The sequence below is a fragment of the Bacillus sp. RHFS10 genome, assembly GCF_016757475.1.
Classification (GTDB): Bacteria; Bacillota; Bacilli; order Bacillales; family Bacillaceae; genus Bacillus; species Bacillus subtilis_G.
Genome location: NZ_JAESPO010000011.1, coordinates 1 through 26038, shown reverse-complemented (window position 1 = coordinate 26038; position 26038 = coordinate 1). Strand labels below are relative to the sequence as shown.

Annotated in this window: 26 protein-coding genes, 2 tRNA genes and 1 rRNA gene; all 29 read left to right on the top strand. The window is 43.6% G+C overall.

Features of this window, described 5'->3' with window-relative positions; genetic code table 11:
- The first annotated feature begins 45 nt into the window (after positions 1-45).
- A complete protein-coding gene (locus tag JMN17_RS20915) occupies positions 46-1644 on the top strand; it encodes a putative polysaccharide biosynthesis protein (RefSeq protein ID WP_202329170.1) in 1599 nt (532 codons plus the stop codon).
- Positions 1634-3103, top strand: a complete 1470-nt coding sequence (gene mazG, locus JMN17_RS20910) for a nucleoside triphosphate pyrophosphohydrolase (RefSeq protein ID WP_202329168.1) — start codon at positions 1634-1636, stop codon at positions 3101-3103. Before JMN17_RS20915 ends, mazG begins: the two co-directional genes overlap by 11 nt.
- A gap of 2 nt (positions 3104-3105) precedes the next feature.
- Complete coding sequence (locus tag JMN17_RS20905) at positions 3106-3366, top strand: RNA-binding S4 domain-containing protein (RefSeq protein WP_087991869.1); 261 nt, start codon at positions 3106-3108, stop codon at positions 3364-3366.
- A 78-nt stretch (positions 3367-3444) separates the two neighbouring features.
- On the top strand, positions 3445-3747 hold the full coding sequence (gene yabP / locus JMN17_RS20900; protein ID WP_087991868.1) for a sporulation protein YabP: 303 nt from the start codon (positions 3445-3447) through the stop codon (positions 3745-3747).
- Positions 3744-4379: a spore cortex biosynthesis protein YabQ gene (gene yabQ, locus JMN17_RS20895; protein WP_087991867.1), complete on the top strand. Its 636-nt coding sequence runs from the start codon at positions 3744-3746 to the stop codon at positions 4377-4379. Before yabP ends, yabQ begins: the two co-directional genes overlap by 4 nt.
- 17 nt (positions 4380-4396) lie before the next feature.
- A complete protein-coding gene (gene divIC, locus JMN17_RS20890) occupies positions 4397-4774 on the top strand; it encodes a cell division protein DivIC (RefSeq protein WP_087991866.1) in 378 nt (125 codons plus the stop codon).
- Between the two features lie 80 nt (positions 4775-4854).
- Positions 4855-5241: a S1 domain-containing RNA-binding protein gene (locus tag JMN17_RS20885; protein WP_003218379.1), complete on the top strand. Its 387-nt coding sequence runs from the start codon at positions 4855-4857 to the stop codon at positions 5239-5241.
- 167 nt (positions 5242-5408) lie between these two features.
- Positions 5409-5485: transfer RNA gene (locus JMN17_RS20880), tRNA-Met, on the top strand.
- 9 nt (positions 5486-5494) lie between these two features.
- Positions 5495-5566 (top strand) — tRNA-Glu (locus JMN17_RS20875).
- Positions 5567-5766: 200 nt separating this feature from the next.
- Positions 5767-8250 (top strand): stage II sporulation protein E, encoded by a 2484-nt coding sequence (gene spoIIE / locus JMN17_RS20870; RefSeq protein ID WP_087991865.1) that lies wholly within the window; start codon positions 5767-5769, stop codon positions 8248-8250.
- 85 nt (positions 8251-8335) lie between these two features.
- On the top strand, positions 8336-9073 hold the full coding sequence (locus JMN17_RS20865; RefSeq protein ID WP_148964466.1) for a VWA domain-containing protein: 738 nt from the start codon (positions 8336-8338) through the stop codon (positions 9071-9073).
- A complete protein-coding gene (prkT, locus tag JMN17_RS20860; RefSeq protein ID WP_202329167.1) occupies positions 9039-10055 on the top strand; it encodes a protein kinase domain-containing protein in 1017 nt (338 codons plus the stop codon). The genes JMN17_RS20865 and prkT overlap by 35 nt, the downstream gene beginning before the upstream one ends.
- A 103-nt stretch (positions 10056-10158) precedes the next feature.
- Positions 10159-11577 carry a tRNA lysidine(34) synthetase TilS gene (gene tilS / locus JMN17_RS20855; RefSeq protein ID WP_202329166.1) on the top strand — a complete coding sequence of 473 codons (1419 nt, stop codon included), beginning with the start codon at positions 10159-10161 and terminating at the stop codon, positions 11575-11577.
- Positions 11574-12116, top strand: a complete 543-nt coding sequence (gene hpt, locus JMN17_RS20850) for a hypoxanthine phosphoribosyltransferase (RefSeq protein ID WP_202329165.1) — start codon at positions 11574-11576, stop codon at positions 12114-12116. The genes tilS and hpt overlap by 4 nt, the downstream gene beginning before the upstream one ends.
- 97 nt (positions 12117-12213) lie before the next feature.
- On the top strand, positions 12214-14127 hold the full coding sequence (ftsH, locus tag JMN17_RS20845) for an ATP-dependent zinc metalloprotease FtsH (protein ID WP_087991861.1): 1914 nt from the start codon (positions 12214-12216) through the stop codon (positions 14125-14127).
- Between the two features lie 190 nt (positions 14128-14317).
- Complete coding sequence (locus JMN17_RS20840; RefSeq protein WP_202329164.1) at positions 14318-15094, top strand: type III pantothenate kinase; 777 nt, start codon at positions 14318-14320, stop codon at positions 15092-15094.
- A gap of 11 nt (positions 15095-15105) precedes the next feature.
- Positions 15106-15981, top strand: coding sequence for a redox-regulated molecular chaperone HslO (gene hslO, locus JMN17_RS20835; protein WP_202329163.1), 876 nt, complete (start codon positions 15106-15108; stop codon positions 15979-15981).
- A 48-nt stretch (positions 15982-16029) separates the two neighbouring features.
- Positions 16030-16923, top strand: coding sequence for a peptidyl-prolyl cis-trans isomerase (locus tag JMN17_RS20830; protein WP_087991858.1), 894 nt, complete (start codon positions 16030-16032; stop codon positions 16921-16923).
- A 75-nt stretch (positions 16924-16998) separates the two neighbouring features.
- Complete coding sequence (cysK, locus tag JMN17_RS20825; RefSeq protein WP_087991857.1) at positions 16999-17925, top strand: cysteine synthase A; 927 nt, start codon at positions 16999-17001, stop codon at positions 17923-17925.
- Between the two features lie 164 nt (positions 17926-18089).
- Positions 18090-19502 (top strand): anthranilate synthase component I family protein, encoded by a 1413-nt coding sequence (locus JMN17_RS20820; RefSeq protein WP_087991856.1) that lies wholly within the window; start codon positions 18090-18092, stop codon positions 19500-19502.
- 13 nt (positions 19503-19515) lie between these two features.
- Positions 19516-20100, top strand: coding sequence for an aminodeoxychorismate/anthranilate synthase component II (pabA, locus tag JMN17_RS20815; protein WP_087991855.1), 585 nt, complete (start codon positions 19516-19518; stop codon positions 20098-20100).
- The gene (pabC, locus tag JMN17_RS20810) at positions 20100-20981 is read left to right on the top strand and encodes an aminodeoxychorismate lyase (protein ID WP_087991854.1); all 882 of its coding nucleotides are present in this window, start codon (positions 20100-20102) and stop codon (positions 20979-20981) included. Before pabA ends, pabC begins: the two co-directional genes overlap by 1 nt.
- Positions 20963-21820, top strand: a complete 858-nt coding sequence (gene folP / locus JMN17_RS20805) for a dihydropteroate synthase (RefSeq protein WP_087991853.1) — start codon at positions 20963-20965, stop codon at positions 21818-21820. Before pabC ends, folP begins: the two co-directional genes overlap by 19 nt.
- Positions 21813-22175 (top strand): dihydroneopterin aldolase, encoded by a 363-nt coding sequence (folB, locus tag JMN17_RS20800; protein WP_087991852.1) that lies wholly within the window; start codon positions 21813-21815, stop codon positions 22173-22175. Before folP ends, folB begins: the two co-directional genes overlap by 8 nt.
- Positions 22172-22675, top strand: coding sequence for a 2-amino-4-hydroxy-6-hydroxymethyldihydropteridine diphosphokinase (folK, locus tag JMN17_RS20795; RefSeq protein WP_202329162.1), 504 nt, complete (start codon positions 22172-22174; stop codon positions 22673-22675). Before folB ends, folK begins: the two co-directional genes overlap by 4 nt.
- Positions 22627-22845: a helix-turn-helix domain-containing protein gene (locus JMN17_RS20790; protein WP_202329161.1), complete on the top strand. Its 219-nt coding sequence runs from the start codon at positions 22627-22629 to the stop codon at positions 22843-22845. The genes folK and JMN17_RS20790 overlap by 49 nt, the downstream gene beginning before the upstream one ends.
- A gap of 13 nt (positions 22846-22858) precedes the next feature.
- Positions 22859-23860, top strand: a complete 1002-nt coding sequence (dusB, locus tag JMN17_RS20785; protein ID WP_087991849.1) for a tRNA dihydrouridine synthase DusB — start codon at positions 22859-22861, stop codon at positions 23858-23860.
- Between the two features lie 91 nt (positions 23861-23951).
- Positions 23952-25451, top strand: coding sequence for a lysine--tRNA ligase (gene lysS / locus JMN17_RS20780; RefSeq protein ID WP_087991848.1), 1500 nt, complete (start codon positions 23952-23954; stop codon positions 25449-25451).
- Between the two features lie 369 nt (positions 25452-25820).
- Positions 25821-26038: ribosomal RNA gene (locus JMN17_RS20775) — 16S ribosomal RNA — on the top strand; the annotation flags it as partial.

The window sequence follows — 26038 nt, the reverse complement described above, 5'->3', positions numbered from 1 at the left end:
AATACGTGAACCGTATTGTCCCTGACGTTGGGAAGGAGCTTTTGGATGGACGATTCAATAGGCGTCAAACGGCATTGGATTTGGCAGGGGGCTGTTGTTTTAATTCTGGCAGGCGTCATCTCAAAAATATTAAGCGCCGTTTACAGAGTCCCGTTTCAAAACATTGTCGGCGATGTTGGATTTTATATATATCAGCAGGTATATCCCTTTCTTGGTATTGCGGTCATGCTGTCAACATCAGGATTTCCGGTCATTATTTCGAAACTGATGAATGATTATAGTGAAAAAAGCCATCACACCATATTAAAAATATCAGCGTTGTTTTTATCTTTAATCGGTATTTTATTATTTCTTTGCTTATATATGGGTGCTGCTCCAATCGCACTTTTTATGGGAGATTCACATCTCGCCGTGTTAATTCAAGTGACTGCGTTTTCATTTTTGCTGTTCCCGTTTGTCGCGTTGCTTAGAGGCGGTTTTCAAGGGCGGCACGACATGCTCCCTTCAGCCTTATCGCAGATGACAGAGCAGTTACTGCGGGTTGCGGTGCTTCTGGGCTTATCATTTTGGCTCGTCAAAAAGGGAGCCTCGCTTTATACTGTCGGAGCGGCAGCCGCTTCCGGGTCTCTTGCCGGAAGTTTAGTTGCATTGATCATACTTGGATTTTTTTGGTTCAAAATGAAAAGAGGCAAACAAACGGGTAGCCAAAATGAAAATGTCATAACAACAAAAGAATTGGTAAAAAAACTGCTTTTATATTCTATTACCATTTGTATAAGCAGTTTGCTCCTTTTGTTGATCCAGCTTGTCGATGCGTTGAATTTATATGCTTTGCTTTCGGGCGGTGAGGCAAGCGAAGAAGCAAAACGCCTAAAGGGGATTTATGATCGGGGGCAGCCTTTGCTGCAGCTCGGTTCGGTTTTCGCGGTGAGCATAGCGACATCACTCGTTCCGTATATTTCCAAGGCCGTAAAGAACAAAGAGCTTAAGATCATGAAAGAAAAAGCCGCGTCATCTTTAAAATTGTGTCTTGTGCTGGGTACAGGCGCGTCGGTTGGATTGATTTGCATTCTTAAGCCGGTCAACATCATGCTGTTTCAAAATGGTGAAGGGACAGCTGCGTTACAAGTATTTAGCTGCTCCATTTTGTTTGCATCCTTGGCGGTCACGGCAGCCGCAGTTTTGCAAGGCGCGGGATACACAGTTTTTCCTGCGATAGCGGTGGGCGCAGGTGTGGCAGTGAAATGGGTGTTAAATACTCTTTTGGTTCCGCGCTATGGGATTGAAGGTGCATCACTTGCGACAGCGGCTTCCTTTGCGGCTGTCGCCGCTCTTAACTTGTATCTGCTTCGGCAAAAGGAATGGCTCGGTAAGCTCAGAGGCGTTATGATTCCGATCATTGGATCCGCCCTTTTGATGTCGGCTGTCTTGCTTGTATATATGCGTCTCTGGACTTTCTTGATTCCTGCAGCAGGCAGAGGAGCGGCTGCGATTGAAAGTCTGTCTGCTGTCGCCATTGGTGGCGCGGCGTTTATTTGTTGTATGATGAAGTTGGGAATATTTACAGATGAAGAGCTGAACAGTGTGCCTTTTGGCAGTAAGTTAAGCAAAATCAGGAGAAGGAGAGAACAAAATGGCGGGTAATATTACAGTTGTCGGACTTGGTGCCGGAGACATGGACCAATTGACAATTGGCATACATAAGCTGCTGACGAAGGCAGATACGCTGTATGTCAGAACCAAGGATCATCCCTTAATTCAGGAGCTTGAAAAAGATACGAAGAACATCCTTTTTTTTGACGATATATATGAGAAACACGACCAATTCGATGCCGTATATGAAGAAATTGCTGATATCCTCTTTGAAGCGGCGCAGGAAGAGGACGTGGTTTATGCTGTGCCGGGACACCCTTTTGTTGCGGAAAAAACAGTACAGCTGCTGACGGATCGGCAGGAAGAGAAAAACGTGCAAGTAAAAGTCGCAGGAGGACAAAGTTTTCTTGATGCCACATTTAACGCCCTGCAAATTGACCCGATTGAAGGCTTTCAATTTGTGGATGCCGGCACATTGTCTGCGGATGAGCTTGAGCTCAGACATCACCTGATCATTTGTCAGGTTTACGACCAAATGACGGCTTCTGAAGTCAAGCTGACATTGATGGAGAAGCTGCCTGATGATTATGAGGTTGTGATTGTGACTGCAGCAGGAAGCCGTGACGAGGAGATCCAGACAGTGCCTTTATTTGAGCTGGACCGCAATGTCGCCTTGAATAACTTAACAAGTGTGTATATTCCGCCGATTAAAGAAGAGAAGCTGCTTTATCACGAATTCTCCGCGTTCCGAAGCATCATTAGAGAGCTTCGCGGGCCTAATGGATGTCCGTGGGATAAAAAGCAGACTCATCAGTCATTAAAACAGTACATGATTGAAGAGTGTTATGAACTTCTCGAAGCAATTGACGAAGAAGACACAGACCATATGATCGAAGAGCTTGGCGACGTTTTGCTTCAGGTCTTACTTCACGCGCAAATCGGTGAAGACGAAGGTTACTTCACAATTGATGATGTCATAAAAGGAATCAGTGAAAAAATGGTCCGAAGGCATCCCCATGTGTTTAAAGATGTTAAGGTTCAGGATGAAAACGATGTTTTGGCAAATTGGGAAGACATAAAAAAAGCCGAAAAAAATACATCGGAAGCATCCTTATTAGACAGCGTGCCGAAGACCCTTCCAGCTCTTTCGAAAGCCGCTAAACTGCAGAAAAAAGCAGCAAAAGTAGGTTTTGACTGGGAAGACGTCAGTGATATTTGGGAAAAGGTAAGCGAGGAAATGAAGGAATTTTCTGCTGAGATTTCTGAAGAGCCTCATGAACACAATCTCAAGGCCGAGTTTGGCGACGTGTTGTTCGCACTGGTGAATGCAGCCCGCTTCTACAAAATAGAACCGGAGGAAGCACTGGCGATGACCAATGACAAATTCAGGAGACGGTTCTCGTATATTGAGAAAACAGCGAAGGAACAAGAAATCGAGCTGGCCGATATGTCTCTTGAGGACATGGATAAACTGTGGAATGAAGCAAAAGAAACTGAGAGGAGATCATAAATATGAGATTAGATAAATTTTTGAAAGTATCACGGCTGATTAAGCGACGTACACTAGCAAAGGAAGTAGCTGACCAAGGACGAATCTCTATTAACGGAAACCAGGCAAAAGCAAGCTCTGACGTGAAAGCCGGAGATGAATTAAAGGTCCGCTTCGGCCAAAAGCTTGTAACGGTTCAAGTAAATGAGTTGAAGGACACGACGAAAAAAGAAGAAGCTGCAAACATGTATACGATTCTAAAAGAAGAAAAACTCGGCGAATAGGCTTGTTCTAAAAATATCCCCCGCCTCATACAATGCAGTAATAATGCTAAAAGTATCGAGGATATGGGGGCTGAATAGATGAATTCATATTATGATCAAAACGGTTCTTCGTCTGTTCCGGAACAGCACGATGTGACAATGAAAGGCCGGAAGCATTTAGATATTTCAGGGGTTAAGCATGTGGAGAGCTTTGACAATGAAGAGTTCCTGCTGGAAACGGTGATGGGAATGCTCTCAGTCAGAGGCCAAAACCTGCAGATGAAAAATTTAGATGTGGAAAAAGGGATTGTATCTATTAAAGGCAGGGTATTTGATTTAGTGTACTTAGACGAACAACAAGGGGATAAAGCTAAAGGGTTTTTTAGCAAGTTGTTTAAATGACGCTGACGACACAATTCTATACAATGCTGGCGATGTCCGGTATGGGTCTCTGGCTTGGCGCGTCGCTTGATACATACCGGCTCTTTGTCATTCGTGCCAAAACTGCCAGATGGCTATTATTTATTCATGATATTCTTTTCTGGATTGTGCAGGGGCTGCTTTTCTTTTATGTCTTGCTTAGTGTAAATGAGGGAGAATTCAGGCTGTATATCTTTTTAGCGGTTCTGCTGGGCATTGCGACGTATCAGAGCCTTTGCAAGCGAATCTATATAAAAACACTGAAATTCGTCATTTACCTTGCAGTTTCTGTTTATCAATTCTTCAAAAAACTTATTCAGCACGTGTTATTTCGTCCTATTTTGTGGACATGCGGAGCGATTATTTGGCTAGCGGCGTTTTTATTAAAGAAAACATACCGCCTAATCGTTTTTCTTTTGTTGTGTCTATATAAAATATTTATGGTTCTGTGTTTTCCGATCCGTTTTATCGCAAAACAATGTTTGAAACTTCTTCCTGAAAAAATACGTCTAACTATGAGACGTTATTTAGAAAAAGGTGCAGGATTTCTTAAAAAGAAGAAGAAACTATTGATAACCATAAGAACGACCATTACACGTTTTTTGAAGAGATGAAAGGAGGACCGTCTGGTTTGAATTTTTCCAGGGAACGAACGATAACTGAAATACAAAATGACTATAAAGAACAGGTAGAGCGGCAAAATCAGCTGAAGAAAAGAAGACGCAAAGGGCTGTACAGGCGGTTGACTGTATTCGGCGCCCTAGTATTTCTGACGGCAATAGTGCTGGCGAGCTCTGTATGGTCCCAAACATCTTCCCTTAGCGCAAAAGAAGAAAAGAAAGAACAGCTTGAAAAAGAACTAAAAAGTTTAAAGACAAAACAAGAGGATTTAAAAGAAGAAATATCCAAATTGAAGGATGAGGATTACGTCACAGAGCTTGCCAGACGGGACTTATTCATGTCCGGAGACGGAGAAATTATCTTCAATGTGGAGAAGAAGAGCAAGTAGCCTTGTTGACACTTAAATTTTTATTTAGGTATAATTAAGCAAACGATCTTTTTATAAGCCTAAGGAGGAGCACTTTTTTTATGTCGATTGAAGTTGGCAGCAAGTTGCAAGGGAAAATTACAGGTATTACAAATTTTGGAGCATTTGTTGAATTGCCTGGAGGCTCAACCGGTCTCGTTCACATCAGTGAGGTAGCTGATAACTATGTCAAAGACATTAACGATCACTTAAAAGTCGGCGACCAAGTTGAAGTGAAAGTCATCAACGTTGAAAAAGACGGGAAAATTGGTTTATCTATTAAAAAAGCTAAAGACCGTCCGCAAGCCAGACCTAGAAATGATTTCCGTCCGAAAGAATCTTTTGAACAGAAAATGAATAAGTTTTTAAAAGACAGCGAAGATCGCTTGTCATCTTTAAAACGCAATACGGAATCAAAACGTGGAGGGCGCGGAGCAAGAAGAGGATAACTTGCTGCTTTCTATAAATAAATGAAGCATCCGTTCATCCCGACGGATGCTTTTTTATAATTCGCCCCCGCTTTAAAAATCAGAAAATTATAACATTAAAGTTTCTGTTGACGAAAAGGACAAACCTTTGTATTATATAACTTGTGCTTAGAAGCATAAAACAATATGGCGGTGTAGCTCAGCTGGCTAGAGCGTACGGTTCATACCCGTGAGGTCGGGGGTTCGATCCCCTCCGCCGCTACCATATTTGTTTGGCCCGTTGGTCAAGCGGTTAAGACACCGCCCTTTCACGGCGGTAACACGGGTTCGAATCCCGTACGGGTCATCCTAAGAAAATCGGTTTCTGATACAGAAACCGATTTTTTTCATTTTTAGACAACATTCCGGATATTCTTTTGATAAACGAATATCTAGGCAGAAACCGTCGAAGACTTCTTTGGTCTTGTTCCCTTCTTTTGACAAAATCCTATCTGTGCTTTCGCTATAATGACAGGCAACGAATATAACAGGTGGGAGATGAGAGGAATGGAAAAAGCAGAAAGAAGAGTGAACGGGCCAATGGCGGGACAAGCTTTGGAAAAACTCCAATCGTTTTTTAACAGGGGCGCGAAGCTAGTGACTCATCATTTGCATTCACTGTTTTTCTATAAAGGGTTCATTTATGTCGTCATTGGATTTTTGCTTGGACGTGCTTTCATATTATCCGAGGTGCTTCCTTTCGCACTTCCTTTCTTTGGAGCGATGCTTCTTATCAGAAGAGACAAGGCGCTTTATGCGGTGCTGGCTGTGCTTGCGGGTGCGCTGACCATTTCTCCGAAGCACTCATTGCTCATACTAGCGGCTTTGCTGGCATTCTTCGTATGTTCTAAAGTGGCCGCCTTCATCACCGACGATCGCGTGAAAGCACTCCCGATTGTCGTGTTTTTCTCCATGGCTGCAGCAAGAGCCGGATTTGTGTACGCTCAAAATGGCGTGTTTACAACCTATGATTATGTAATGGCTGTGGTTGAAGCTGGACTATCCTTTATTTTGACGCTGATTTTCCTTCAGAGCCTTCCGATTTTTACCGTGAAAAAAGTGAAACAATCATTGAAAATAGAAGAAATTATTTGCTTTATGATCCTAATTGCTTCCGTTCTGACAGGGCTTGCCGGCTTGTCCTACCAAGGTATGCAGGCAGAACATATATTGGCACGTTATGTTGTGTTGAGTTTTTCCTTTATTGGCGGTGCAAGCATTGGCTGTACGGTTGGTGTCGTGACCGGTCTGATTCTTGGCTTGGCGAATATCGGAAATCTCTATCAAATGAGTCTGCTCGCTTTTTCGGGTTTATTAGGCGGTTTGCTGAAGGAAGGGAAAAAAGCGGGCGCAGCAATCGGGCTGATCGTTGGTTCACTTCTTATTTCATTATATGGTGAAGGCTCTGCCGGTCTGATGACAACACTCTATGAGTCATTAATCGCAGTCGGCCTGTTTTTGCTTACACCTCAATCAATTACAAAGAAAGTGGCGAGATATATTCCGGGAACTGTAGAGCATCTTCAGGAGCAGCAGCAATATGCTAGGAAAATCAGAGATGTCACTGCTCAAAAGGTAGACCAGTTCTCCAATGTATTCCATGCGCTGTCTGAAAGCTTTGCCACCTTTTATCAAGCATCAGACGAACCGGAAGATGACAGCGAAGTTGATCTGTTTTTAAGCAAAATCACAGAGCATTCCTGCCAGACGTGCTACAAGAAAAACAGGTGCTGGGTACAGAACTTTGATAAAACATATGACTTAATGAAACAAGTTATGCTTGAAACAGAAGAAAAAGAATATGCATCAAACCGAAGGCTGAAAAAAGAGTTTCATCAGTATTGTTCTAAATCAAAGCAGGTTGAAGAGCTGATTGAGGACGAACTAGCACATCACCATGCCCATTTGACACTTAAGAAAAAAGTGCAGGACAGCAGACGTTTAGTTGCTGAACAGCTTTTAGGTGTTTCTGAAGTCATGGCAGACTTTTCTCGGGAAATAAAAAGAGAGCGAGAACAGCACTTTCTGCAGGAAGAACAAATCATAGAGGCGCTTCAGCATTTCGGAATCGAGATTCAGCATGTGGAGATCTATAGTCTTGAGCAAGGAAACATCGATATTGAAATGACCATTCCGTTCAGCGGACATGGAGAAAGTGAAAAAATTATTGCCCCTATGCTTTCTGATATTTTGGAAGAACAAATTCTTGTGAAAGCCGAACAGCACTCCCCGCATCCGAATGTGTACAGTCATGTAGCCTTTGGATCAACAAAATCATACAGGGTATCTACAGGTGCCGCTCACGCTGCGAAGGGCGGCGGCCTTGTCTCCGGCGACAGCTACAGCATGATAGAGCTTGGGGCCAGAAAATATGCTGCGGCAATTAGTGACGGTATGGGCAATGGTGCAAGGGCGCACTTCGAAAGCAATGAAACGATCAAGCTTCTTGAGAAAATCCTTGAATCCGGCATTGATGAAAAAATAGCAATTAAAACGATCAACAGCATACTGTCCCTAAGGACAACTGACGAGATATATTCCACGCTTGACCTATCTATTATCGATCTTCAAGATGCCAGCTGTAAATTTTTGAAGGTCGGTTCGACGCCTAGCTTTATCAAACGGGGCGACCAGGTAATGAAAGTTCAAGCGAGCAATCTGCCAATCGGTATTATTAATGAATTCGATGTGGAGGTTGTGAGTGAGCAGCTGAAAGCGGGCGACCTCTTGATTATGATGAGTGACGGCATTTTTGAGGGCCCTAAGCATGTGGAAAATCATGATTTATGGATGAAACGCAAAATGAAGGGATTAAAAACAGATGACCCGCAGGAGATTGCCGATTTGCTCATGGAGGAAGTCATTCGCACGAGATCCGGCCAAATTGAGGATGATATGACAGTTGTTGTCGTCCGGATTGACCACAATACACCGAAGTGGGCATCCATTCCTGTTCCGGCCATTTTTCAAAACAAACAAGAAATTTCATAACGCTTTCGTATAAATCAAATTTCTTCTGGCGAAGATGGGAATATATGAATCTGAGAATCCTCGTATTCTCCATGGAGGAATGAATGTGAATAACGGACATTTAAATCAAATTTTGCTGATAACGGATGGCTGCTCGAATCATGGGGAAGACCCGCTTGCAATGGCTGCTTATGCTAAAGAACAGGGGATTACGGTAAACGTCATTGGTATAATGGAAGAAAACCAAATTGATCCTGAAGCGATGAAGGAAGTCGAAGGGATTGCGCTTGCCGGAGGCGGCGTGCATCAAGTCGTTTATGCATCTCAGCTTTCACAAACCGTGCAAATGGTAACAAAAAAAGCGATGACGCAAACCTTACAAGGTGTAGTCAATCAAGAGCTGAAACAAATCCTCGGAAAGAATGTGGAGATGGAGGAGCTTTCACCGGAAAAACGCGGTGAAGTCATGGAAGTGGTAGACGAGCTTGGAGAAACGGTTCATCTTCAGGTTTTGGTTCTTGTTGATACAAGTGCAAGTATGGCGCCTAAGCTTCCAACTGTAAAAGAGGCGTTGATTGATTTGTCTGTCAGCCTGAATTCCCGAATCGGGAATAACGAATTTGCGATGTGTATATTTCCCGGGAAAAAACAAGAGGTTGAGCTTGTGCTGAACTGGACACCGAAGCTGCAATCTCTTTCCACGCTCTTTGCAAAGCTGTCTACAGGCGGTATCACCCCAACAGGTCCGGCGATACGCGAAGCGACACTGCAGTTTGAAAAAATTCGCTCAAGAAGGAGCATGCTGGCAGATGATGAACGACGCTTTGACGAGTTTGGCATGTAGCCTCAAGCCGGGGATGACAATCAAAGGCAAGTGGAACGGAAACGCTTATACATTGCGTAAACAGCTTGGAAAAGGGGCCAATGGAATTGTGTATTTGGCAGAAGCATCAGATGGACATGTTGCCTTAAAGGTGAGTGATGACAGCTTGTCTATTACTTCTGAAGTGAATGTCTTGAAATCTTTCTCAAAGGCCCAGTCCGTTACGATGGGGCCTTCTTTTTTTGATACAGATGATGCCTATGTCCTCAGTACCAATACAAAGGTTTCGTTTTATGCAATGGAATACATAAAAGGGCCGCTGCTTTTGAATTATATCAGTGATAAAGGAGCAGAATGGATACCGGTATTGATGATTCAGCTGTTATCCAGCTTATCGGTGCTTCACCAGCAAGGATGGATATTCGGCGATCTTAAACCTGATAATCTGATCGTAACCGGTCCGCCCGCAAGAATCCGCTGCATTGATGTAGGCGGCACAACAAAGGAAGGCCGGGCGATAAAAGAGTATACCGAGTTTTACGACAGGGGCTATTGGGGGTATGGAACAAGAAAAGCTGAGCCCTCCTACGATCTGTTCGCAGTTGCCATGATTATGATCAACAGCGTGCATAAAAAAGAATTCAAGAAAACAAACCAGCCTAAGGAACAGCTTAGGTCTCTAATCGAAGGAAACACATTGCTGCAAAAGTACAAAAAAGTGCTTTTTTCAGCATTGAACGGAGATTACCAATCCGCAGAAGAAATGAAGAAAGATATGCTCGATGCAGGGCAAAAGGCAGTACAGGGAAAACAAGCTGCAAAAGCACCGCCGCAGCCTGTCACAAGACAAAGACAGCAAAAACCGCGTCAAGGAAAAGTAACGAAGACGCGATATACCCCTAAACAGAAAGCGGCTAAGTCGGGAGGGTTATTTGAAACAACGCTTATCGTGATCAGCGTTTTAGCGTTTTATTTCGCCTACATTATCTTTTTCTTAATCTGAATGGCACAATCTGCAAAGCCTATGCTTCTTCTTTGCTTGGAAGGATTGAAAGTGATAGGATATGAATATCTTTAAAATACCTGCTCATTGCGAGGAGGACATTGTGAAAAGTGTCAAAGATTTTTTTAACAAACACAATCTTGCGTTAAAAGGGGCGACAATCATTGTAGGCGTTTCTGGCGGTCCGGACTCAATGGCTCTTCTTCACGCGCTGCATACGTTATACGGCCGTTCAGTGAATATGATTGCGGCCCACGTTGACCATCGGTTCAGGGGCGCTGAATCCGAGGAGGACATGCGTTTTGTCCAAGCTTATTGCAAGGCTGAACAGCTCGCGTGCGAAACAGCCCAAATCAATGTAACTGCCTATGCACAGGAAAAAGCTCTTAATAAGCAGGCTGCAGCACGTGATTGCCGCTATCAGTTTTTTGAGGACATCATGTCGAAGTATCAAGCGGACTATCTGGCGCTTGCGCATCATGGTGATGACCAGGTTGAAACGATGCTTATGAGACTGGCTAAGGGCACGCTTGGAGCGGGACTTGCGGGAATGCAGCCGGTCAGACGTTTTGGGACGGGGCGGATCATCAGGCCGTTCTTAACCATTACAAAGGAAGAGATCCTTCAATATTGCCGTGAAAACGGCTTGAGGTACCGGACGGATGAAAGCAACGCCAAAGATGACTACACAAGAAACAGATTTAGAAAAACAGTGCTCCCGTTTTTGAAACAGGAGTCCCCGGATGTGCATAAAAGATTTCAGAAAGTAAGCGAGGCACTGACGGAAGATGAGCATTTCTTACAGTCATTAACGAAAGACGAAATGAATAAAGTAATCACAAGCCAGTCTAATACATCAGTTGAAATCAATACCTCTCTATTGCTTGCCCTCCCGATGCCTTTACAAAGAAGAGGAGTTCAACTAATATTAAACTATCTTTATGAAAACGTTCCATCATCCTTTTCAGCTCATCACATTCAGCAATTTCTTGATTGGGTGGAAAAGGGCAGTCCTTCAGGAGTATTGGATTTTCCGAAAGGATTGAGGGTGGTCAAATCATATCAGACATGTTTGTTTACATTTGAACAATGGCAGTGCAAAAATGTTCCCTTTGAATACCAAATAAGCGGAGCTGCTGATGAAACGGCAGTGCTCCCCAATGGATTTCTGATAGAGGCAAAGCGTTATGCGGAATCGCCTGAAGAACATGGGAATGCTGTTTTTATTACAAGTGAAAAAAAGGTGCGATTTCCCTTAACGATTCGGACAAGAAAAGCTGGAGACCGGATCAAACTAAAAGGGATGAACGGCTCGAAAAAGGTAAAGGATATATTTATTGATAAGAAATTGCCTCTCCGAGAAAGAGACAACTGGCCGATTGTGACAGATGCAAGCGGTGAAATTATCTGGATACCGGGCTTGAAAAAATCAATTTTTGAAGATCTTGTGATTCCAAACAGCAACCGCATTGTATTACAATATAGACAGCATGAAAAGTGTAGGGGGCAAGCAAAATCATGATGAAACATGATATCGAGAAAGTACTGATCTCAGAGGAAGAGATACAAGAGAAAGTAAAAGAGTTAGGCGCAGGCTTAACGAGCGAGTATCAAGATACATTTCCGCTGGCAATCGGTGTGTTAAAAGGAGCGCTTCCTTTTATGGCGGATCTTATCAAGCATATTGATACATATTTGGAAATGGATTTCATGGATGTATCAAGCTACGGAAATTCCACGGTTTCTTCTGGAGAAGTAAAAATCATCAAAGATTTGGATACATCTGTAGAGGGCCGGGACATCTTAATTATTGAAGATATCATCGACAGTGGGTTAACCTTAAGTTATCTAGTAGAGCTCTTCCGATACCGTAAAGCAAAATCAATTAAGATTGTTACCCTTTTGGATAAACCGAGTGGAAGAAAAGCGGACATTAAAGCAGACTTTGTAGGCTTTGAAGTCCCCGACGCGTTTGTAGTGGGTTACGGACTTGATTATGCTGAGCGCTATCGCAATCTGCCTTATATCGGAGTGTTAAAACCGGCAGTTTATGAAAGCTGATCGGCATCCTGCTTCCGAGGTGGTTATTGTTTGTATTGGAATGTTTTTCTATGGTACTATTGAACATAGTTGTGCTTACTGTGGGAGGAGGTAAGGAATGAATCGGGTCTTCCGTAATACCATTTTTTATTTACTTATTTTATTAGTAGTAATCGGGGTTGTGAGCTACTTCCAGACCTCAAATCCGAAAACAGAAAATATGTCGTACAGTACGTTTATCAAAAATCTGGATGACGGGAAAGTTGATAGCGTATCGGTTCAACCTGTCAGAGGTGTTTATGAGGTAAAAGGACAGCTGAAAAACTACGACAAAGATCAATACTTCTTGAGTCATGTTCCTGAAGGAAAGGGAGCAGACCAGATATTTAATGCTTTGAAAAAGACAGACGTAAAGGTTGAGCCCGCTCAAGAAACAAGCGGATGGGTGACGTTCCTGACGACCATCATCCCGTTTGTCATTATCTTTATCCTGTTTTTCTTCCTGCTCAATCAGGCTCAAGGCGGCGGCAGCCGTGTCATGAACTTTGGAAAGAGTAAGGCGAAGCTGTATACAGAGGAAAAGAAACGCGTCAAATTTAAAGACGTTGCAGGGGCGGACGAGGAAAAACAAGAACTCGTTGAAGTTGTTGATTTTCTGAAAGATCCCCGCAAGTTTGCCGAGGTTGGCGCAAGAATACCAAAAGGCGTGCTTTTAGTCGGACCTCCGGGTACCGGTAAAACATTGCTTGCCAAAGCTTGTGCAGGTGAAGCTGGCGTACCTTTCTTCAGCATCAGCGGATCTGATTTCGTTGAAATGTTTGTAGGTGTCGGTGCTTCCCGTGTGCGTGACTTGTTTGAAAATGCGAAAAAGAATGCGCCTTGTTTGATCTTCATTGATGAAATCGACGCAGTTGGACGCCAGCGTGGAGCGGGTCTCGGCGGCGGACACGATGAACGTGAACAGACGCTAAACCAATTGCTTGTTGAAATGGACGGATTCAGCGCCAATGAAGGCATCATCATCATTGCTGCGACGAACCGTGCGGACATCTTGGACCCAGCTTTACTTCGTCCGGGACGTTTTGACCGTCAAATCACAGTGGACCGCCCAGATGTCATTGGCCGTGAAGCTGTATTGAAAGTCCATGCGAGAAACAAACCACTGGATGAAACGGTTAACCTGAAGTCAATTGCCATGAGAACACCTGGCTTCTCAGGCGCTGACTTGGAAAATCTCTTGAATGAAGCTGCTCTTGTGGCTGCTCGTCAAAACAAGAAAAAAATCGATGCGCGTGATATTGACGAAGCGACGGACCGTGTGATTGCCGGACCTGCTAAGAAAAGCCGCGTCATCTCCAAGAAAGAACGCAACATCGTGGCTTATCACGAAGGCGGACACACCGTTATCGGACTCGTTTTAGATGAGGCTGACATGGTTCATAAAGTAACGATTGTTCCCCGCGGCCAGGCTGGCGGTTATGCGGTTATGCTTCCAAGAGAAGACCGTTACTTCCAGACAAAGCCGGAGCTGCTTGATAAAATTGTCGGCCTCTTGGGCGGACGTGTAGCTGAAGAAATTATCTTCGGTGAAGTCAGCACAGGAGCGCACAATGACTTCCAGCGTGCGACGAATATTGCAAGAAAAATGGTTACAGAATTCGGTATGTCAGAAAAACTGGGTCCGTTGCAATTTGGACAGTCTCAGGGCGGCCAGGTATTCTTAGGCCGTGATTTCAACAACGAACAAAACTATAGTGATCAAATCGCTTACGAAATTGATCAGGAAATTCAGCGCATTATCAAAGAATGTTATGAGCGCGCCAAACAAATCCTGACTGAAAATCGTGACAAGCTTGAATTGATTGCTCAAACGCTTCTGAAAGTTGAAACACTCGATGCTGAACAAATCAAACACCTTGTCGATCATGGATCATTGCCTGAACGCAATTTCTCTGATGATGAGAAGACCGATGACGTGAAAGTAAACATTCTGACAAAAACAGACGAAAAGAAAGACGATACAAAAGAGTAATTCGCTTTCTTTCTAAAAACTGCCGGCTGACGCTGGCAGTTTTTTTATATAAATCTCGCCTCAGCAGCTGCTTTTACAATCATCCAATTCTGGTTTCGATTTGTTTACAAATGAGCCGCTGATCGTGTAAGGTATTGTAGAATGTTTGTAAAAGTAATGCAGAGAAACTATTCAAAAGTGGTGATAGAGGTTGTTACTGGTTATTGATGTGGGGAACACCAATACTGTACTTGGTGTATACCATAATGGAGAATTAGAATATCACTGGCGTATAGAAACAAGCAGGCATAAAACAGAAGATGAGTTTGGGATGATTTTGCGCTCCTTATTCGAGCATTCCGGGCTCATGTTTGAACAGATAGATGGCATTATTATTTCATCAGTAGTGCCGCCGATCATGTTTGCATTAGAAAGAATGTGCACAAAATACTTTCATATCGAACCGCAAATTGTCGGTCCGGGTATGAAGACAGGTTTAAATATAAAATATGACAATCCGAAAGAAGTGGGAGCAGACAGAATCGTAAATGCTGTCGCTGCAATACACTTATACGGCAATCCGTTAATTGTTGTTGATTTTGGAACTGCTACAACGTATTGCTATATTGATGAAAACAAACAATACATGGGCGGGGCGATTGCTCCTGGGATTACGATTTCAACAGAGGCGCTTTACTCGCGTGCGGCAAAGCTCCCACGTATCGAAATCACCCGGCCTGACAATATTATCGGAAAAAACACTGTTAGCGCGATGCAATCTGGAATTTTATTTGGCTATGTCGGTCAAGTGGAAGGAATCGTCAAGCGAATAAAATGGCAGGCAAAACAGGAACCAAAGGTCATTGCGACAGGAGGCCTTGCGTCGCTCATTGCAAATGAATCAGATTGCATAGATATCGTTGATCCATTCTTGACCTTAAAAGGGCTGGAATTGATTTATGAACGAAACCGCGTAGGAAGTGTATAGGAGGTTTTGTAATGGATTATTTAATAAAAGCACTTGCGTATGACGGAAAAGTGCGCGCTTATGCAGCGAGAACAACTGATATGGTAAACGAGGGACAAAGACGACATGGCACGTGGCCGACAGCATCCGCTGCACTGGGCCGAACAATGACAGCTTCTCTTATGCTCGGGGCTATGCTGAAGGGCGATGATAAGCTGACTGTGAAAGTCGAGGGCGGAGGTCCAATCGGAGCAATTGTGGCTGATGCCAATGCAAAAGGAGAAGTCAGAGCATATGTCTCTAACCCGCAAGTTCATTTTGATTTAAATGAACAAGGCAAGCTTGATGTTAGACGTGCTGTTGGAACAAGCGGAACGTTAAGTGTCGTAAAAGATTTAGGGTTGCGTGAGTTTTTCACAGGACAAGTAGAAATTGTTTCAGGAGAATTGGGAGATGATTTCACCTACTATCTTGTGTCGTCGGAGCAGGTTCCTTCATCTGTGGGTGTCGGTGTGCTCGTGAATCCTGACAACACCATTCTTGCGGCAGGCGGCTTTATTATTCAGCTTATGCCGGGAACCGATGATGAAACCATCACAAAAATTGAACAGCGTCTATCCCAAGTAGAGCCGATTTCTAAGCTCATCCAAAAAGGCCTTACACCAGAAGAAATATTAGAAGAAGTCCTAGGTGAGAAGCATGAGATTTTGGAAACGATGCCTGTTAGATTCCATTGTCCTTGTTCAAAAGAACGTTTCGAAACAGCCATTTTAGGACTAGGCAAAAAAGAAATACAAGATATGATAGAAGAAGATGGACAAGCCGAAGCAGTATGCCATTTTTGTAATGAAAAGTACTTATTTACAAAAGAAGAGCTGGAAGGGCTTCGTGACCAAACTACCCGCTAAGCTCTTTAGCGGGTTTTTTGAATTTGAGAAAAGGGGCTGAAAGCAGGTTTGAAATCAAGAACAATCTGGACCATTATTTTAGGGGCGCTGTTGGCTTGTTGTATTGCCGTTGCATATACGCTGACAAAATCCCAAGCCGGTGCATCGCCATCCGATGAGTCTATTGCGACTGTCGGAGGCAAAAGTGTGACAAGACAAGAATGGCTGAAAGAAATGGAAGATCAATATGGGAAATCGACACTTGAAGATATGATCAATGTCCAAGTCGTTGAGCAGCTCGCCAAAAAGAACAATCTCAAAGTGTCTAAAAGTGAAATTGATGGGGAGTTTTTGCTGATTAAAGCGGTCAACAATTCCTTTTACGAAGACGAACGTACAACAGAGAAAGAGTGGAAAGACCAAATTCGTTATAATATCCTCCTTGAAGACTTGTTAACAAAGGATATTGATATCTCAAACAAAGAAAAGAAATCATTCTATAATAAAAATAAAGAACTGTATCAGTTTGATGATTCGTATCGAATTCGGCACATTGTTGTAAAAGATGAAGAAGAAGCGAAAGAAGTCCTGAAGGAACTGAAAGGCGGCTCAAGCTTTGAAGCTGTTGCGGCGGAAAGGTCTACAGACAGATACACATCACCATACGGCGGAGATTTAGGTTTTGTCACAGAAGCATCAGACAACATTCCGTCAGCATACATTGAAGAAGCAAAAACACTCAAAGAGGATGAATGGTCTGACGAACCGATAAAGGTCAGTAATGGATATGCCGTTATTCAGCTGAAAGAAAAACTAAAGGCGAGAACATTCTCATATGATGAAGTGAAGGATCAGATCAGACGGCAAATCGCAATGGATCAGTTAGGTGATAAAGCGACAGTCAAAACGCTTTGGAAAGAAGCCGATGTATCTTGGTTTTATGGGGAAAAAAGTACTAAATGATTGACAAAAAATTTTGAAATTGATAGATTATATACATAATACCAATACAAATAGTCGGAAATTGAGGTGTCGAGAATGGTACGTGTAGCAAACTCCATTACTGAATTAATCGGGAATACGCCAATCGTTAAATTAAATCGCCTTGCAGATGAAAACAGTGCAGATGTATATCTAAAGCTTGAATACATGAACCCTGGAAGCAGTGTAAAAGACCGTATCGGTTTAGCTATGATTGAAGCTGCTGAAAAAGAAGGGAAATTAAAAGCTGGTGACACAATCATTGAACCGACAAGCGGAAATACTGGAATCGGGCTTGCGATGGTTGCTGCGGCTAAAGGATTAAAAGCCATTTTGGTTATGCCTGATACAATGAGCATGGAGCGCCGCAACCTTCTTCGCGCATACGGTGCTGAGCTTGTGCTGACTCCTGGCGCGGAAGGCATGAAAGGCGCGATTAAGAAAGCTGAAGAGCTTGCTGAAAAGAACGGATACTTTGTGCCGCAACAGTTCAATAATCCTTCTAACCCAGAAATTCACCGCCAAACAACGGGTAAAGAAATCGTTGAGCAATTTGGTGATGATCAGCTTGATGCATTTGTAGCCGGTATCGGTACAGGTGGAACGATTACAGGGGCTGGCGAAGTTCTGAAGGAAGCATACCCTTCCGTCAAAATTTACGCTGTTGAACCGTCAGACTCTCCCGTGCTTTCAGGAGGAAAACCAGGCCCTCATAAAATTCAGGGAATCGGAGCTGGATTTGTGCCTGACATCTTAAATACAGAAGTATACGATGAAATCTTCCCTGTGAAGAATGAAGAAGCATTCGAATATGCGCGCAGAGCTGCACGTGAAGAAGGAATTCTCGGAGGCATCTCATCAGGCGCGGCAATTTATGCTGCTCTTCAAGTAGCGAAAAAACTCGGAAAAGGCAAAAAAGTATTGGCCGTCATTCCAAGTAACGGTGAACGTTATCTGAGCACGCCGCTGTATCAATTCGATTAAAAAAGCCAAACTCCCGGTCCGCCGGGAGTTTTTTTTATATTCGTGCATCAAATATGCCGTGTCTGTGACGAATGTTATTCTTGGAAGAGAAATTCACTTTTTTCACTAACAAGATTGCTTTACAATAAAAAACAAGCAAAAAAGAAAATAGAGGAATGATATAAATGGCACAACGCAGACCGGCAGGCAAAAAAGTACCTTTTCAAAAAGATTCATTCTTACAACAATTTGAGAAACTTGCGCGATCCAAAAAACAGCATGTGCTGCTTGAAAGTGCAAGAGGCGGCAGATACAGTATAGCCGGTCTTGATCCAATTGCGACAGTAAAAGGAAAAGACGGGATTACCACGATTAAGCATGGAGATGAAATTCTGTTTAAAGAAGGCGATCCATTACGCGCCTTCCATAGCTGGTTTAAAACGCTGGAAACAGAAACAAATCACGAGCTTCCAGATTTTCAAGGCGGGGCAATCGGGTTTCTCAGCTATGATTACGCACGTTACATTGAAAACTTTAAAATGCTCTCACTAGATGACTTGGAAACGCCAGATATTTATTTTCTTGTTTTTGATGATATAGCAGTTTATGACCATCAAGAAGAGTCTCTGTGGCTGATTACTCATGTTAATGGTTCTGATCACGAATCTGCGGACGTAAAGTTATCTGAGCTGGAGCGAATGTGGCTGGCTGAGCTTCCTGCTGTCCCTTCGCGAGAGATGAAGCATGAAACAGACGGTTCCTTCGCGGCGCCATTTACCGAGGATGGATTCTCGCAAGCTGTAGAGAAAATTAAACAATACATTGCCAGCGGAGATGTGTTTCAAGTCAATCTATCAATTAGGCAGTCACAGTCAATGTCGGCCCACCCATATCAAATTTACAAAGCCCTGAGAGAAGTAAATCCTTCTCCTTATATGTCATATTTAGAAACACCTGATTTTCAAATCATTTGCGGATCACCTGAACTGCTTGTCAGCAAAAAGGGCAAATTATTAGAGACGAGACCGATTGCAGGCACTCGTTCCAGAGGGGAAACCGATGAAGAAGACAAGGCGCTCGTAAACGAATTGATCCACAATGAAAAAGAACGCGCTGAACATGTCATGCTGGTTGATCTTGAGCGAAATGACTTGGGGAGAGTATCACGGTACGGCTCCGTGCGCGTAAATGAATTCATGGCCATTGAAAAATACTCGCATGTAATGCACATTGTGTCTAACGTCCAAGGTGAACTGCAGGATGGATATGATGCTGTGGATATTATTCATGCTGTATTTCCCGGGGGAACCATTACAGGTGCTCCCAAAGTAAGAACGATGGAAATTATAGAAGAGCTTGAGCCGACACGCCGCGGGCTTTATACTGGATCTATAGGATGGTTTGGATATAACAACGATCTGCAGTTTAATATCGTCATTCGAACCATTTATGCAACCGGAGGGCAGGCATTCATGCAGTCCGGCGCAGGAGTTGTGATTGATTCTGTTCCAAAGCACGAATACAGAGAATCATTCAAAAAAGCTTTTGCGATGCAAAAGGCGTTAGAGCTGAGCAAAGCAGAGACAAAAATCAGATGAGGTGAGCGGAGAAATGATTTTAATGATTGATAACTACGATTCATTTACGTACAACTTGGTGCAGTATTTGGGCGAGCTTGGGGAAGAACTGATTGTGAAACGCAATGACGACATCACGATCGAAGAAATTGACGAACTGTCTCCGGATTTTCTGATGATTTCACCCGGACCGTGCAGCCCCGATGAGGCAGGAATCAGCCTTGAAGCAATTAAGCATTTTGCAGGGGAAATTCCCATTTTCGGTGTATGCCTCGGACATCAGTCCATCGCACAAGTGTTTGGCGGTGACGTGGTGAGGGCAGAGCGGCTTATGCACGGAAAAACCTCGGATATCGAGCATGACGGCAAGACAATCTTTGGAGGTTTGAAAAACCCCCTTGTCGCGACTCGTTATCACTCGCTGATCGTAAAACCTGAGACGCTGCCAAGCTGTTTTACAGTAACAGCCCGAACGAAAGAAGGAGAAATCATGGCGATTCGCCACAATGATCTCCCGATAGAGGGTGTGCAATTTCATCCGGAGTCTATTATGACCTCCTTTGGGAAAGAAATGCTCAGAAATTTCATTGAGACATACCGCAAGGAAGTTATTGCGTGATGATATATGTTAACGGCCGGTATATAGAGGAGAAAGATGCAGTTCTTTCTCCTTTTGACCATGGATTTTTATATGGGATCGGTGTTTTCGAAACCTTCAGGCTCTACGAAGGCTGCCCATTTTTGTTTGATTGGCATATAGAAAGGCTTGAGCGTGCGCTTCAGGATCTGCAAATCGAATATACTGTTTCAAAGCATGAGATTCTTGAGATGCTGGACAAGCTGCTTTGGCTGAATGATATCAGGGATGGCAATGCCCGCGTCAGATTGAACATATCAGCCGGAATCAGCGATAAAGGCTTTGTTGCCCAGACTTACGATAACCCAACCGTTTTATGCATTGTGAACCAGCTGAAACCAGAAAGCCTTCCATTCCAAAAAGAAGGCAAGGTTTTATCGATACGCAGAAACACACCAGAAGGGCCGTTCCGGTTAAAATCTCATCATTATTTAAATAATATGTATGCGAAAAGGGAAATCGGAAATGATCCGCGTATCGAAGGGATTTTCTTAACGGAGGATGGAGCTGTCGCGGAGGGCATCATATCGAATGTTTTCTGGAGAAAAGGGAGCTGCATCTACACTCCGTCAATTGACACAGGTATTCTGGACGGCGTCACGAGACGTTTTGTCATTGAAAATGCAAAGAAAATAGGACTGGAGCTTAAAACGGGCCGATACGAGCTGGAAGCTCTTTTGACAGCTGACGAAGCGTGGATGACAAACTCGATTCTGGAAATCATCCCGTTTACTAAAATAGAAGAAGTAAACTATGCGGGCCAAAACGGAGAAGCTGCCTCTGCTCTTCAAACGCTTTACAAAAAAGAAATAAAGAACATGATTCATGAAAAGGGAGGAAGAGAATGGCGCGGCAAACGATAGACCAAACACAAGTAATCCACACTAAGCCCAGCGCTTTATCATATAAAGAGAAGACACTGGTAATGGGTATTTTAAACGTAACGCCTGACTCTTTCTCGGACGGCGGAAAATATGACAGCTTGGACAAGGCGTTGATGCACGCGAAAGAGATGATCGAGGACGGTGCCCATATCATTGATATCGGAGGAGAATCCACAAGGCCCGGCGCCGAGTATGTGTCAGAGGATGAGGAGATGTCCAGAGTGATTCCTGTGATTGAGCGGATCACAAAAGAACTGGGCGTGCCGATTTCTGTAGATACGTACAAGGCTTCTGTCGCAGATGAAGCTGTTAAAGCCGGCGCATCCATCATCAATGATATTTGGGGAGCGAAACATGATCCGAAGATGGCTTCTGTTGCAGCTGAACACAATGCTCCAATTGTTCTCATGCATAACCGACCAGAGAGAAATTACAATGACTTATTACCGGATATGCTATCGGACTTATTGGAGAGTGTGAAAATCGCTGTTGAGGCCGGTGTGGAGGAGAAGAACATCATTCTTGATCCGGGAATCGGTTTCGCGAAAACCTATCACGATAATTTGGCAGTGATGAACAAACTCGAAATTTTCAGCGGACTGGGGTATCCGGTGCTTTTGGCAACCTCCCGAAAAAGATTCATCGGACGTGTTCTGGATCTTCCGCCTGAGGAGCGGACTGAGGGCACAGGTGCGACTGTGTGTCTCGGCATTCAAAAAGGCTGTGACATTGTCAGGGTCCATGACGTAAAACAAATTGCCAGAATGGCGAAAATGATGGACGCGATGCTGAATAAGGGAGGGGAGCACCATGGATAAGGTCTATGTAGAAGGCATGGAGTTTTATGGATATCACGGTGTGTTCAAAGAAGAAAATAAGCTTGGTCAGCGGTTTAAAGTTGATTTAACCGCTGAGCTGGATTTAAGCAAAGCAGGACAAACAGACGACCTTGAACAAACGATCAACTATGCTGAGCTCTATCACGTATGTAAAGATATCGTAGAAGGGGAGCCTGTCAAATTGGTGGAAACGCTGGCGGAACGTATTGCTGAAACTGTTCTTGAGAAATTTCAGCCGGTGCAGCAATGTACTGTGAAAGTCATTAAACCCGATCCGCCAATTCCCGGACACTATAAATCAGTAGCGGTTGAAATCACGAGAAAAAAATCATGAACAACATAGCTTATATTGCGCTTGGGTCTAATATTGGAGATAGAGAAACGTATTTAAGGCAAGCGGTGGCATTGCTTCACCAGCATGATGCGGTGACAGTGACTAAAGTATCCTCTATTTACGAAACTGACCCGGTCGGATACGAAGAACAAGATGAATTTTTGAATATGGCTGTTGAAATCAAGACGTCGCTGAACCCTTTTGAACTTCTTGAACTGACGCAGCATATAGAAAATGAGTTAGGCAGAACAAGGGAAGTGAGATGGGGACCGCGGACGGCAGACCTTGACATTTTGCTGTTTAATCGTGAAAATATTGAAACAGAGCGACTAATTGTTCCGCACCCGAGAATGTATGAGCGTATGTTTGTCCTTGCTCCGCTTGTGGAAATTTGCCCGCAGGTTGAAAAAGAGGCAACAAGCGCGGAAACAGACCAAGAAGGTGTAAGAGTATGGAAGCAGAAATCTGGGGTAGACGAATTCGTGCATTCAGAAAGCTGAAAGGTTATACTCAAGAAGAATTTGCAAAAGCGTTAGGTATATCAGTTTCTATTCTCGGCGAAATTGAACGCGGAAACCGATTGCCGTCAGCTGCCATCATTCAAGGTGCAGCAGGTGTTTTAAATATAAGCGCGGACGAATTAGCGCCGCCAGAAAAAGATAACAAATGAAGGGAGGTTAAAAATGTTTAAAATCGGTGATATTGAATTGAAAAACCGTGTTGTGCTTGCCCCGATGGCTGGTGTCTGCAACTCGGCATTCAGATTGACTGTAAAGGAATTCGGTGCTGGATTGGTATGCGCTGAAATGGTCAGTGACAAAGCGATCCTTTACAACAATGCAAGAACCATGGGTATGCTTTACATTGATGAACGTGAAAAACCGCTCAGCCTTCAAATTTTCGGAGGAAAAAAGGAAAACCTTGTGGAAGCGGCAAAGTTTGTAGACCAAAACACAACTGCTGATATTATTGATATTAATATGGGATGTCCTGTACCAAAAATTACAAAATGTGATGCGGGAGCGAAATGGCTTCTCGATCCTGATAAGATTTACGAAATGGTTTCTGCAGTAGTGGATGCGGTTGATAAACCAGTTACAGTGAAAATGAGAATGGGCTGGGATGAAGACCACATTTACGCAATAAAAAACGCACAAGCTGTAGAACGTGCGGGCGGAAAAGCAGTTGCGCTTCACGGCCGGACAAGGGTGCAGATGTACGAAGGAACGGCAAACTGGGACATCATCAAAGAAGTAAAACAATCAGTATCGATTCCGGTTATCGGAAACGGAGATGTCAAAACGCCGCAAGATGCTAAGCGTATGCTTGAGGAAACAGGAGTAGACGGTGTCATGATTGGACGCGCCGCACTGGGCAATCCGTGGATGATTTACCGTACGGTTCAATACCTTGAAACAGGTGAATTAAAAGAAGAGCCGCAAGTACGCGAAAAAATGGCGGTATGCAAACTACACCTTGACCGCCTGATTAACTTAAAAGGTGAAAACGTAGCGGTAAGAGAAATGAGAAAACACGCTGCTTGGTATCTAAAAGGTGTAAAAGGCAATGCAAAGGTTCGTAATGAAATCAATCATTGCGAGACAAGAGAAGAGCTTGTACAGCTTTTAGATGCATTTACTGTTGAAGTTGAGGCAAAAGAGCTTCAAGACGCAAAAGTAGGATAATACTCACCTCTATTTGCTGCTCACTGCCAGTTTTGTGCTGGCAGTTTTTCTGCTTCTTTCATGAAACAATATCTGTAATGGAGTGATAACAATGAGTCAAGAAGAGCAAAACCATGAAGAATTGAACGACCAGCTGCAAGTCAGACGCGATAAAATGAATCAGCTGAGAGATAACGGCATTGATCCGTTCGGTGAACGTTTTGAGAGAACTCATCAGTCTCAGGAAGTTATTTCGGCATATCAAGATCTAACCAAAGAAGAGTTGGAAGAAAAAGCGATTGAAGTTACAATCGCAGGCCGTATGATGACAAAACGCGGCAAAGGAAAAGCCGGCTTTGCGCATCTTCAGGACTTAGAAGGCCAAATCCAAATCTACGTAAGAAAAGACAGTGTTGGTGACGAGCAATACGAAGTCTTCAAGTCTTCTGACCTCGGTGATCTTATCGGCGTGACCGGAAAAGTCTTCAAAACAAATGTAGGCGAATTGTCTGTTAAAGCAACTTCTTTTGAATTGCTGACAAAAGCGCTTCGTCCGCTTCCTGACAAATACCATGGTTTGAAAGATGTTGAGCAGCGCTATCGTCAGCGCTACTTGGACCTTATCGTAAATCCAGACAGCAAACATACGTTCATCGCACGAAGCAAGATCATTCAAGCTATGAGAAGATACCTTGATGATCACGGATACTTAGAAGTAGAAACACCAACAATGCACAGCATTCCTGGGGGCGCTTCTGCACGTCCGTTTATCACCCATCACAATGCGTTAGATATTCCGCTCTATATGCGCATCGCAATCGAATTGCACCTAAAACGTTTGATTGTCGGCGGATTAGAAAAAGTATATGAAATCGGCCGTGTTTTCCGTAATGAAGGTGTCTCTACACGTCATAACCCTGAATTCACGATGATTGAGTTATATGAAGCATACGCGGACTATAAAGATATCATGAGCTTAACTGAAAACCTCGTTGCTCATATCGCCCAAGAAGTGCTTGGAACAACTACGATCCAATACGGGGAAGAACAAATCGACCTTAAACCGGAATGGAAAAGAATCCACATGGTTGATGCGGTCAAAGAAGCGACTGGCGTTGATTTCTGGGAAGAGGTTTCTGTTGAACAAGCGCGTGAATATGCAAAAGAACATGGCGTAGAGATTAAAGATTCTATGACAGTAGGCCATATCATTAACGAGTTCTTCGAACAAAAAATTGAAGAAACGCTTATTCAGCCAACGTTTATCTACGGACACCCTGTAGAAATCTCTCCTCTTGCTAAGAAAAATCCTGAGGATCCGCGTTTCACAGACCGTTTTGAGCTGTTTATCGTTGGCCGTGAACATGCAAACGCGTTTACTGAGCTGAACGATCCTATTGATCAAAGAGAGCGCTTTGAAGCGCAATTAAAAGAACGTGAAGCCGGTAACGATGAAGCTCATTTAATGGATGAAGACTTTGTTGAAGCTCTGGAATACGGTATGCCGCCAACAGGAGGTTTAGGCATCGGTATTGACCGTCTGGTTATGCTGCTGACCAATGCACCTTCTATTCGCGATGTGCTGTTATTCCCGCAAATGAGACAGCGTTAATAAAGAAGAGCGGCATCTCTATTTAAGGGATGCCGCTCTTTTTAAATTCTTAAGTATTTCTTCAAAAAAACTATTGCACTATTATTTACAAGGTGGTATATTATTATTCGTTGCCGCTAAACAAGGCGATAACGAAAAAAACTTTGAAAAAAGTTATTGACTTCACTGAGATAATGAGATATAATAATAAAGTCGCTTAAATGAAGTGAACAAAATGATCTTTGAAAACTAAACAAGACAAAACGTACCTGTTAATTCATTTTTTTATAAATCGCACAGCGATGTGCGTAGTCAGTCAAACTAGGCCTGCACAACGCAGGTCACGCAGGTGTCACCGCAGGATGCGGTGGACTTAACCTGTGATCCATTTTATCGGAGAGTTTGATCCTGGCTCAGGACGAACGCTGGCGGCGTGCCTAATACATGCAAGTCGAGCGGACAGATGGGAGCTTGCTCCCTGATGTTAGCGGCGGACGGGTGAGTAACACGTGGGTAACCTGCCTGTAAGACTGGGATAACTCCGGGAAACCGGGGCTAATACCGGATGCTTGTTTGAACCGCATGGTTCAAACATAAAAGGTGGCTTC